This is a genomic window from Micrococcus sp. KRD012 (assembly GCF_017168555.1).
GTDB lineage: Bacteria > Actinomycetota > Actinomycetes > Actinomycetales > Micrococcaceae > Micrococcus > Micrococcus luteus.
Map to the genome: position 1 here is coordinate 1 of NZ_JABFBB010000023.1, position 10,986 is coordinate 10,986.

The 10,986-nt window shown below is 64.5% G+C and carries 8 protein-coding genes and 2 pseudogenes; 5 read left to right on the forward strand and 5 right to left on the reverse strand.

The features are described from left to right. The first annotated feature begins 450 nt into the window (after nucleotides 1–450). The 3 genes and pseudogenes from J1M37_RS09870 (at nucleotide 451) to J1M37_RS09880 (ending at nucleotide 2,788) form a co-directional block, all read left to right on the forward strand. On the forward strand, nucleotides 451–1,101 hold the full coding sequence (locus tag J1M37_RS09870; RefSeq protein WP_065572607.1) for a GNAT family N-acetyltransferase: 651 nt from the start codon (nucleotides 451–453) through the stop codon (nucleotides 1,099–1,101). A 17-nt stretch (nucleotides 1,102–1,118) separates the two neighbouring features. Beyond that, nucleotides 1,119–1,418, forward strand: a complete 300-nt coding sequence (locus J1M37_RS09875) for a hypothetical protein (protein ID WP_206452533.1) — start codon at nucleotides 1,119–1,121, stop codon at nucleotides 1,416–1,418. 116 nt (nucleotides 1,419–1,534) lie between these two features. Continuing rightward, nucleotides 1,535–2,788 (forward strand): annotated as a pseudogene (locus J1M37_RS09880) (IS256 family transposase). Nucleotides 2,789–2,897: 109 nt separating this feature from the next. On the opposite strand, the gene J1M37_RS11580 reads toward J1M37_RS09880, so the two are convergent. From J1M37_RS11580 to J1M37_RS11795, 5 genes and pseudogenes are all read right to left on the reverse strand, one after another. Next, entirely contained in the window at nucleotides 2,898–5,639 is a 2,742-nt protein-coding gene (locus J1M37_RS11580) for a DNA methyltransferase (protein ID WP_241251008.1), read from the reverse strand. Nucleotides 5,640–5,682: 43 nt separating this feature from the next. Further along, complete coding sequence (locus tag J1M37_RS09890; RefSeq protein WP_138976770.1) at nucleotides 5,683–6,144, reverse strand: hypothetical protein; 462 nt, start codon at nucleotides 6,142–6,144, stop codon at nucleotides 5,683–5,685. A 280-nt stretch (nucleotides 6,145–6,424) separates the two neighbouring features. Further along, complete coding sequence (locus tag J1M37_RS09895) at nucleotides 6,425–7,429, reverse strand: ParA family protein (RefSeq protein ID WP_168196723.1); 1,005 nt, start codon at nucleotides 7,427–7,429, stop codon at nucleotides 6,425–6,427. Between the two features lie 216 nt (nucleotides 7,430–7,645). Then, entirely contained in the window at nucleotides 7,646–7,744 is a 99-nt protein-coding gene (locus J1M37_RS11790; protein WP_368001072.1) for a helix-turn-helix domain-containing protein, read from the reverse strand. A 108-nt stretch (nucleotides 7,745–7,852) separates the two neighbouring features. Then, nucleotides 7,853–8,349: pseudogene (locus J1M37_RS11795) on the reverse strand (recombinase family protein); the annotation flags it as partial. A 150-nt stretch (nucleotides 8,350–8,499) separates the two neighbouring features. Between J1M37_RS11795 and J1M37_RS09905 the strand changes: the two are divergent. After that, the gene (locus J1M37_RS09905; RefSeq protein WP_241251009.1) at nucleotides 8,500–9,966 is read left to right on the forward strand and encodes an MFS transporter; all 1,467 of its coding nucleotides are present in this window, start codon (nucleotides 8,500–8,502) and stop codon (nucleotides 9,964–9,966) included. 17 nt (nucleotides 9,967–9,983) lie between these two features. Then, on the forward strand, nucleotides 9,984–10,553 hold the full coding sequence (locus J1M37_RS09910; RefSeq protein ID WP_003034566.1) for a TetR/AcrR family transcriptional regulator: 570 nt from the start codon (nucleotides 9,984–9,986) through the stop codon (nucleotides 10,551–10,553). Nucleotides 10,554–10,986: the final 433 nt, after the last annotated feature.

The window sequence follows — 10,986 nt, forward strand, 5'->3', positions numbered from 1 at the left end:
GGCGTCCTGGGTGGCGGTCATGCGGGCCTCTCCGGTGGGCGGGGCTCGGCCCCGGGTGGGTCTGACTCGAGGGACTCTAACAGTGTTCATTGAACAGTGTTCAGGAGCGGGGGGCCATGACCCCGACGTCAGCGCCCGTGCCGGTCCAGAGGGACCGGCTCGGGCCGAGGCTGCTCCTCGAGCGTCGTCGTCGCCGCGAGGATGCCGTGGGCGGCGGCAGCGAGCACCGCTGTCGAGATGCAGCGAAGATTTCACAAACGCGCAGATATGTTTCATGCGACCACCAGTCACTTAGGTATTGACATTTGAACCTCGATCGATGTCGAGATGCAGCGAAGATTTCACAAACGCGCGAATATGTTTCATACGGCTTGGAGCACTCCACCTCTTGACGAGTGCACGCACCACGGAGGTGCCCTCGGTCAGGCATCACTTCGGTAGGTTTCACCCATGACGCGCACTCTCGAGGAGATCTGGCCGCCCTACGGACTCGTCGTCGAGGCCGGTGACCTGCGGATGACCGCGCTGCGCGAGGCCGACGTGCCGGAGGTGCTCGACGTCGTGGCGGGCGGAATCCACGACCCCTCCTGGACGCCGTTCCTGTTCCCGTGGACGGACGCCCCGGCCGAGGAGATGCCCGCGAACTACCTACGGTTCTACGCCTCCACCCTCACCCGCACTGTGGACGGCGACGTGAGCCTCGAGCTTGTGGTGCGGCGGAACGGCCAGGTGATCGGCATGCAGGGCATGAACGGTCCCGACGTCGCTGGCACCCGCCGCCTGGAGACCGGCTCCTGGCTGGGCCTACCGTTCCAAGGCCAGGGGCTGGGCACTCGGATGCGGCGCATGATGTGCGCGCTCGCGTTCGACGGCCTGGGCCTCGACGCCGTCACCTCCTCCGCCTGGGAAGACAACGCCGCCTCCCGGCGGGTCAGCGAGAAGGTCGGCTACCTGGAGACCGGCCGCGGCCAGGCTGAGCGTCGCGGCGTGCCGACCGGCGAGGTGTTCTTCGAGCTGCGGCCCGAGGGATTCGTCCGCGGGGACGAGCCGGTACGGATCACGGGAGCCGAGGAGCTGCGACGGTTCCTCGGGCTGGGATGACCCCACCAGCAGCCCTGTTGCTCGACCTGGACGGGACCCTCCTGGATCATGGTCGCGCCGCCCGCATCGCGCTCGGCCAGGCAATGCAGGAGGCGGGTCTGACTGATGCGGACCACTCTTCCGCTCTGTTGCTGTGGGGTGAGCTGGAGCGGATCCATTTCCAGGAGTACCTGGACGGGCAGACCACGTTCGAGGAACAGCGGGTGCGCCGCGTCCGCGCGTTCCTGGCCCACTACGGCCGCACCCGACTGGACCGCACCAGCGCGTTGGCCTGGTTTGATACCTACCGGACCGCCTACGAACGCGCATGGAGTTGAGTCCCGCATAGTGGTGTAGCACCCGGTGGTCGGGCACGTCGTTCCAGACGTGGACGCGGCCACCGTGTGATCCTTCGAGTCAACCTCTCACAGAATCCTCGAATGGAGTCATCACGATGACCGCTCCTCATATTGTCGACCCTGCCGGCCTGCTGGGCGAAGCCCTGTCCGAGGCCTCCCCGGACATGATGCGCCACCTGCTGCAGACGATGATCAACACCCTGCTCTGCGCTGACGCCGATGCGGTGGTCGGCGCCGAATGGGGCAAACCCTCCCGTGACCGCACGGCCCAGCGCAATGGGTACCGGCACCGGGACCTGGACACCCGGGTCGGCACCGTGGACGTGGCCATCCCGAAGCTGCGCTCGGGCACCTACTTCCCGGAATGGCTGCTCGAGCGGCGCAAGCGGGCCGAATCGGCGCTGATCACCGTGGTCGCAGACTGCTACCTGGCCGGTGTCTCTACCCGGCGGATGGACAAGCTGGTCAAGACCTTGGGCATCAATGCCCTGTCGAAGTCCCAGGTGTCCCGGATGGCCGCGGACCTCGATGAGCAGGTGGAGGCCTTCCGCCACCGGCCGCTCGGGGAGGCGGGACCGTTCACGTTCGTTGCCGCGGACGCGTTGACGATGAAGGTGCGTGAGGGCGGGCGTGTGGTCAACGCGGTGGTGCTCATCGCCACCGGGGTCAACGGCGACGGCCACCGCGAAGTGTTGGGCCTGCGGGTGGCCACCAGCGAGACCGGGGCGGCGTGAAACGAGTTCTTCGCCGACTTGGTCGCCCGGGGCCTGGCCGGGGTCCGGCTGGTCACCTCTGATGCCCACCCCGGGCTCAAGGACGCCATCGCCGCGAACCTGCCCGGTGCGGTGTGGCAACGCTGCCGCACCCACTACGCGGCGAACCTGATGGGCATCACCCCGAAGAGCATGTGGCCGGCGGTGAAGGCCATGCTCCACTCGGTCTACGACCAGCCCGATGCCGCCAGCGTCAACGCCCAGTTCGACCGGCTGCTGGACTACGTGAGCGAGAAACTGCCGGTGGTGGCCGAGCACCTCGATGCTGCCCGGGCCGACATCCTGGCGTTCACCACATTCCCCAAGGACGTCTGGACCCAGATCTGGTCGAACAACCCGGCCGAGCGGCTCAACCGCGAGATCCGCCGCCGCACCGACGCGGTGGGCATCTTCCCCAACCGGGCGGCCATCGTACGACTGGTGGGCGCGGTGCTGGCCGAGCAGACAGACGAGTGGGCCGAGGGCCGTCGCTACCTCGGCCTGGAGGTCCTGGCCCGCTGCCGACTCACCACCGTCAGCAACACGGGAAGCGAGGTGAACCCCGACACCGCGCCCGCCCTCGAGTTCAGCGCCTGACAACCCCAACGAAGGAATCAGCCGCTACACCACTTCATGGGGCTTGACCTAGCAACCGGACCCTTCCGATACAACGCGTCAGCGCGATGGGCGCGTCGGGCCGGGCCAGTTACACGCGGGCGGCGTAGAGCTCCATCAGGCGCGTCTGCCGTTCCTTCTCCGTGGCTCCGGCAGGTAAGTCCAGGATGCGATCCATAACGCGATCCAGTGCCGTGTGCGCCTTCACAAGGGCCGGGTCCATGGCTAGCGGGTTGTAGTGCTGCGCCAACGACCGCTCTGGGTGCAGCGCGCGCGCCTCCAACACGCCGGCGCCGGCCTGAATGAGCTTGCCTCGCTCCGGCTCGGACAACTCGGGTAGGGGCAACGTGTTCCACACCAGCGTGTTCGAGAACCGCAGGTCTGACTTGATCTGCCCACCGACCATGCGCTGCCATGCGATGAACGCCGACGACGAGATCACCGCGAAGGCCAGGCCCTCTGGATCGACGACCACGAAGTTTGCATCACCCGAGATGACCTCGGGACCAAACCGGGAGGCGGTGAAGAAGGCACGTGTTTCGGAGACATGGCGCGGGATGCACAGATAGTCCGTCTGGGGTGCCCGCCGCTCGGTAAAGAGGTGGGGGGTGGCAGCCAGTAGCTTGGTGGCCTGCTTCGTACTAGTGACGCGGAATGCTCGCACCGCATCGAGTCGCTCCTTCAGCAGTCGTGACCGCGTGAGGTCGGCAGGATCCAGCTTCTCCAGCCACAGGCACCAACGCGGGGTGTTGTGGATCAGTTCGCGCGCGCCGACGTAGCGACGCAGGTATTTGGCCGCCACCGGATCGGCGGCCACCTCCGCGTACGCGGTCGCTTCCACGATTAGGTTGCCCCCGTCCGTTGGCTGAGACCCTTTGACCGCAGCCGGCAAGTTAGCCAACGGCTTGCTGCGTTTGACCACGAGGACCCATGGCCCTTCTACGAGGTATGGGCTGATCGCGCCCACCGGCTCCTCCACCGGGTGGCCCTGGGAACGGTCGTAGGAGAACAACCGCGCCCCCTTCAAGGAGATGCCCTTGGAGAAGCCGACGATCACGCAGTGCACCGCTGCAGAGCCCGGAGCCTCCGAGGTCCACGCGAACGTGCGGTGCGCGAACGGGATCATCCATCCTTCACGGCGCAACGGCCCGAACAGGGCCGGCACCGGCTGGCCCTGAGCGATGGAGTTCGTGGTGACGAACGCGAAACGGCCCACCGGCTGATCGGCGAAGTAGTGCATGGCCTGGGCGTGCCAGCCCGTCACGTAGTCCAGGTACCCGTCATAGTCAGCACCCCAAACGGCCTTCATGTCCGCGGTCTGCTCGGCGGTCTTCGTGTACTGGCCGATAAACGGCGGGTTGCCCATCACGTACACGTGCTCGGATGCCGGCACGACCTCGTTCCAGTCCATGCGCAATGCGTTGCCGACCACGATGTGCGCCGACTCGGTCAACGGCAGCTGCTCCGGGGACACGCCGATCTTCAGCGACATGTCCTGGTTCGCCTGGTGGTTCACCAGGAACATCGCGGTGCGGGCGATGGTTGCCGGCCACTCTTCCAGCTCGATCCCGCTGAAGTGCGACATCCGCACCCGTACTCTCTCGTCCTCGTCCATCACCAGCGAGGTCTGCACCTGTTTGCCCGACAGCTCCTGCAGACGCACCAGGATCTGCAGCTCCAGGGCGCGCAGCTCTCGGTAGGCCACGATCAGGAAGTTGCCGCACCCGCACGCCGGGTCTAGGAATCGCATCTGCCCCAGTCGCTCGTGCAGCTTGCGCAGCCCCGGCCGGGAGTGGATGTTCGCCACGAACTCGGCACGCAGCTCGTCCAGGAACAGCGGGCCGATGAGCTTGAGGATGTTCTCCTCGGTCGTGTAGTGCTCCCCCAGCTCCCGGCGGGCTTCCTTGGACTTCACCGCCTGGAACAGGGACCCGAAGATCGCCGGGGAGATCCCGCCCCAGTTGAAGTGGCAGGCCGCGATCAGCTTCTGACGCATCGAGGCGGTGAAGTACGGGATCGACACCGGCTCCCCGAACACGGACCCGTTCACGTACGGGAAGCGCAGCATCAGCTCGTCGGTGCCGGCCATGCGCTTGTTCACCGGCCGGTTCAGCACCTGGAACAAGGCAGTCAGCTGCGCGCCAAGGTCGGATCCGTCCTCGGCAGTACGGGTCTGGATGAACTCCAGGAACAGGTCCCGCTCCCACAGCCCAGAGTCGTCGGCGAAGAGGGCGAACAGGGTCCTCACCAGGAACACGGATGCCTCGTGTTCGTCGTATCCGGAGCCCTCCAGCTCCACGTAGAGGTCGGCCATCAGCTGGGCGGCCTTCACGGAGGCCGCGGCCTGCTCTGCTGAGCCGAACGTGCGCTTCTGGTAGCCGGCGATGAATCCGAACCGCTCGGCCTCCACCGGCAGCTGCTCCAACGGGAACTCCACCACGGCATCCGTATCCCCGGCCGGAGCCTCCAGATCACGCAGACGGAACGTCTCGAAGTCGCAGGTGATCACGTAGCGGGGCTGCTCAGCCTCGGGCACGTTCGCCAGGTACGTCAGCGCCTGATCCTCGGCGGCGACCAGGTCCTTGCCCAGCGACTTCTGCTCGGCGATGAGCATGCCGGGCCAGAACACGTCGATGAACCCGGCCCCGCCGTCGGCCTTCTTCGCCCGGCTCTCGTACTGGGCCACCTTGCGGCGGCGGATTCCGTAGACCGCGAACAGCTCCGTCCAGAACGACTGGGACTCGCCCCGCTCGTAGGACTCCCCGGCCCACTCGTGCACGAACGCGGCCGCGTTCGCTCGGATCTGATCCCAGGACAGGGGCTTGGTCTGCATGAACGGAGCCTTTCGACGGTGACCGCCCCATCATTCCCTGTATTCAGCTGGTCGGGTGGGGCCGCGGTACCCGGAGCAGCTTCACCTGCCCCGTACACACCACACCGAGTCTGCGCAGATCAGGAATTTTGCGCTTGTAGTGCCTCGCCAGCTTCTCGTTCATGGCTGTTGCTTCAATGTGCACGCCAGCGCGATCCGCGGCCTCGAGCAGCGCGGGCACCGTGAAGTCCCACAACGACTCCGTCTCCGACGTCTTCGGGTGCGCCGCGAAGAAGTTCTCCACCTTCCAGCGGCCACCCGCGGCGCGAACCACCAGCACAGCATCGCGAGACGACGACATGTAGGCCCGCCGACCACGCCCGAAGAGCATGGCCGCCCCAGCCACCGGAAACATCAGCAGAAATACCCCAACTAAAGCACCCACCAACGACAGTAGGACCGGCCGTCGACTCCAACCCAGCATGGCTGGAAAGAGCATGAACCCGATCAGCAGGGCCGGTAGCATCAGCGTGAGCAAAACCAGGACCAGCCAGGCATAGACCTTCGCGCACCGCCCACAAGCCCCGCACGCACCATAGAGGTAACCGCGGATGAGCCAGGGGAGATGCGCAGTACGTCGCGCCATTGGGGCGATGGGGTCTTATCGACGGCGGGTAGCGCAGGAGCCAATGGTAAGTCGCCGTTGTGAGACTGGAGCACAGTCAGCCCATCTATCGATGGGCGGGGAATCCATCGATTCATGCCGGATGTTGACCACCGGAGCGTGTTTTAATACCATTTATGAATTACACTGCGCGCGCGATGATATTCGCGCATAGTTCCTTGAACTGCTCCTCGCTTTGGCGTGCCCTCGTGACCTGCCCCCCACGAACCACATCGTCGGCCCGGAGCTCAAATATTGCTTTTCTCAAAGTCTGCGCATGGGGAACAAGACTATGGAAGTTCTTGAGGTCTCCTACGCCGGGACCTTTCGACTGTGCAGGATCAGCCAGAGTAGCCCCCTTCCCATCGGAGTGCACAGCCAGAGGCTCCAGGAGGCCAGACTGAATTTGCGCAGGCATTTCATCAATCCAGTGTGAGAATGCCAGAGTTGCTTCACCCCGGTAAATATTGAACTGCTGGGATACATAACCAAGGACCTTGGGGAGCCCTTTTTGGATATCGAAGTTCAGTCGCGGAGCCACGGACCTAGCCGTATTCCACTGCCGCACCCAGGTATCGACGCTGTTGCCAACGCTAGGGAGAGCGCGGATCGAGAAGAGGTCGGCCGCCATCGGGATAATCATGTAGTCGCTGCCGAGGAGTACCGCCCGATTCAGGGCCCCAACGTTCGGCCCTAGATCTACGAACACGTAGTCCGCTTTAATCTCCTCAGCAATCTCGCAGATCAGTCGGTAAGGCGCACTGGTAACTCGGAACCCGCGCTCATTACCCGCGAGGGCTTCAGTCCATGCGGAGGGAAGAATTGCGTCGAACTCAGATAGACGAAGATCGCCTGCGGCGAGCCATACCTTCCCCTCGCGCACCTCGATTGCCTCGGGCGCGAACACGTCTCCGGAGCCACCTACCAGCGGAGCAAACGCGTGAGCAACGGTCTTGCCATCCTCATCGGGGGCATAGATCATGCTCAACATGTCATCGTCAATCGAAATAGCGGTGAGGTTGGCCTGCGCGTCAAAGTCGACCATAAGGATGCGCTTGCCGAGACGGCCCATCTCGACTGCCGCATTGAAGAGCATGGTGGTCTTGCCTACCCCACCCTTGTGGTTAAAGAACGAAATAATCTGCATAACTGCATGCTCCCACATGGCAAGGCCAAACAACAGTTCCAGCAGGGTCGGCTTGCGGGGCCACCCGATCAATCGACCGGGCACCACCCCTCCCGAGGGATGATGGCGCGGTCACCATCGAGAGGCTTCGCGCGTGCAGACCAAGCCCTTGCCCTGGGATCAGATCCGTTCGATTGCGAGGCCAGTACCAGCGGCTCTGCGCGTCACTCGCCCAGGTCAACTCGACACCACGCGGCGCAGCGAGGTGTACAGCGTCTGCCGGCTGACCTCGAACGTGCGTGCCACCTCAGCCTTCGGGATCCCCATCTCGATCATCACGCGCGCCTGCTCCACGTCGGTGTCCGAGAGCTTCGGGGCCTGCACATACTTGCCCCTCGCCTTGGCCAAGGCGATGCCTTCGGCCTGGCGCTCCTTGATCCGCCGGCGCTCGAACTCCGCGAACGCCGCCAGGATCCCCAGCATCAGCCCATCGACCGGGGAGGTGCCGGACTTGTCCACGGTGATCCGCTCGGACACGAACTGCACCGCGCACCCCTTGTCCGTGAGCTCGTCCACGATCGCGTACAGGTCCCGGGTGTCTCTTCCCAGCCGGTCCATCGAGGCGACCTTCACCAGGTCCCCCCCGCCCGGACGTACGTCATCAGCTCCGCCAGCCCGGTGCGCTTGGCTCGGGAGCTGCCGGAGATCTTGTCTTCGAAGATCCGGTCGCACTCCCCCACCGCCTCGAGCTGACGGTCCAGGTTCTGCTCCGCCGAGCTGACCCGCACGTAGGCCACAGTCTGTCCAACCACGTCTAAGACCCTCCGACGATTGTGTCCAACGGCCCGGTTTGGGACCGTCTCTGACGTGATGCTCTCGTGGCCGGGCCGGGTGTGTAAAGGGGTATACCCGGCTTGACGCCGGGATGGGGCAATGGCCACCCCGCTGGATCGTGGGGCATCCCACTGTCGGAGCGCTGACGTTTACTTAACTAACCTGTTAGTATAGTTTCGTTGATGCGACTACAGGCAGAGGACAGGGGTACAACAGTGAACGACGTTGGATCATCGCCGCGGCGGTGGTGGCTGCTCATGACCGTGGGTGCCGGCCTGCTACTCATCACCCTCGACAATTCGATCCTCTACACCGCCTTGCCTACGTTGACCGCAGACCTCGGCGCGTCCGGATCCTCGACACTGTGGATCATCAACGCCTACCCCTTGGTCATGGCTGGCCTCCTCTTGGGAGCAGGCACACTGGGCGATCGCATCGGCCACCGCCGAATGTTCGTCGTCGGCCTGTGGATCTTCGGTGCCGCATCACTGGCAGCGGCACTCTCGCCCAACCCTGCCTTCCTGATCGGCGCCAGGGCACTCCTCGCTGTGGGGGCCGCAGCGATGATGCCCGCCACGCTTGCTCTGATCCGCCTCGCGTTCAACGATCCTCGTGAGCGCAACATTGCCATCGCCATCTGGGGGAGCCTGTCGATCGCGGGGGCAGCGCTCGGACCCATTCTCGGCGGCGCCCTTCTCGAACGGTTCTGGTGGGGATCTGTTTTCCTCATCAATGTCCCCGTTGTTGTCATCGCACTTGTGGCGACCGCAATCATCGCGCCGCACAACGATCCCGATCCGTCGAAGAAGTGGGATCTCGTCTCATCCCTCTATGCGATGGTCGGGCTGGTGGGCACCGTGCTCGTCATCAAGGAACTGGCCCATATTCCACAGAACTGGGTTCTGATCGCAGGGGCGCTGGCGTCAGCAGTCATCGGGTTCGTCCTCTTCGTGCGACGCCAGGGCCGATTGGAAGAACCACTCATCGAGTTCTCCATCTTCCGCAACCGCGCCTTCGCTGGCGGCTCTCTGGCAGCCTTCTTCGCGATGTTCACCATCGCTGGCGCCCAGCTCGCGACCACACAGCGCTTCCAGCTCGTCGAGGGCTTCACCCCCCTGCAAGCAGGCCTTCTAGTCGCAGCCATCGCGCTTGGCGCCCTGCCCTCAGGTGTCCTAGGGGCCGCGATCCTGCATATCGTGGGCCTGCGGATCATTATCTCCGGCAGCCTCGCCATCGCCGCCCTAGGACTAGCTCTCGCCGTGCTGGCCTCTGCGAACGGATCACTACCCCTGCTGGTCGTCAGCTTCATCGTGACCGGCTTCGGCCTGGGCGGCACCTTCGCCGTCGCTTCCGCCGCCATTATGGGCAACGCGCCTCCGCGAAAGGCCGGCATGGCGGCCTCGATCGAAGAAGTCTCCTACGAGATGGGCTCCCTCTCGGCTGTAGCACTCCTCGGGAGCCTCCTGACCTTCGTCTACGCCACAGTCGTCCGACTCCCGGATGGCACTCCCGCCGCAGCGGGGGAGAGCATTGCCGATGCCCTCGGGATCGCCGACGGAGATCTCGACGTGATCGCAGCCGCCACCTCCGCCTACGACACGGCCTATTTGGTCACGATGATCGTCCTCGCTGTCATGCTGGCTAGTGGAGCCGCTCTGACCAATCGGCTGCTCCGCGCTTACGGGCGCGGCAGCGAGGCAATGGAGTACGCCGAAAACCACTGAACCAATCGGAGGGGCGCATGATGGTGCGTGAGAGCAAGAAGACCATGATCCTCGACGCCGCGATCCAAGTGATCGAGGAAGACGGGATCACAGCAGTCACGTTTGACTCTGTCGCGGCCGCTGCGGGGATCACCAGGGCCGGGATCATCTACCACTTCCCATCACGAGACGACTTGATCGCTGCGATCCACCAGAGACTCGCTGATCGCTGGGAGCGGCAGTTAGAGATCGCCTGTGGAAAGCCGACCGCTGAGGCAACGTCGATGGAGCGCCTGACCGCCTACATACTCACTTGTTCGACAGCCGCCTCCCGCGCCGAGTTCCAGATGATTCTCGACAGCCAGCACACCCAGCACATGGCGATCTGGGAAGACCTCATCGACCGATGGACCGGACGTAGCGAACGCGACGAAGCTGAGCGCGACCAGATGACCTCGCTCGCCCTGCTCGCTGCTGACGGGCTCTGGGTCAACGACCTGATCGGAAGCAGGCCCATCTCACAGGACCACCGGAGTGAAACCGCAAAGCAGATCATCGCGCTACTCCAGAATGACGTCCATGAATCCGAGGCCAAGCCCAACGGGTAAGCGAGCCAGCGCGCGGTTGGAGAAGGCCGGATCGACGAATCCGTCGAGCGCGATGATGGGCAACCCTGTCAAGCAAGATCGCACCCTGGCACCTCTGTCCAGCAGCACCCAACTAGCTCTGACACATGCGCCTAGTGGGTATACCCGCGTGGACGTGGGTCAAGGGCACCCCGCGCGCCCCGCAGCCCTGTCCGAAGCGCCCGCAGCCCCTCAAGAGTGGTGAGACGCAGTCTCGTCACAATCCATGCCAGGGAGATGCGGCCTCTTACATGGACAGACGACACGGGCCCGCCTGCCGGAGCAGACGGGCCCGTGCACTGCCTCATCGGGAAGGTCGGGTCACTCGCGGTGCAGCTTGTCCTGCACCGTGCCCGCCAGCTTCTCGACGCGGTTGGGCACCTCCGTGGTCCCGTAGAAACGGGAGTCCGGGTGG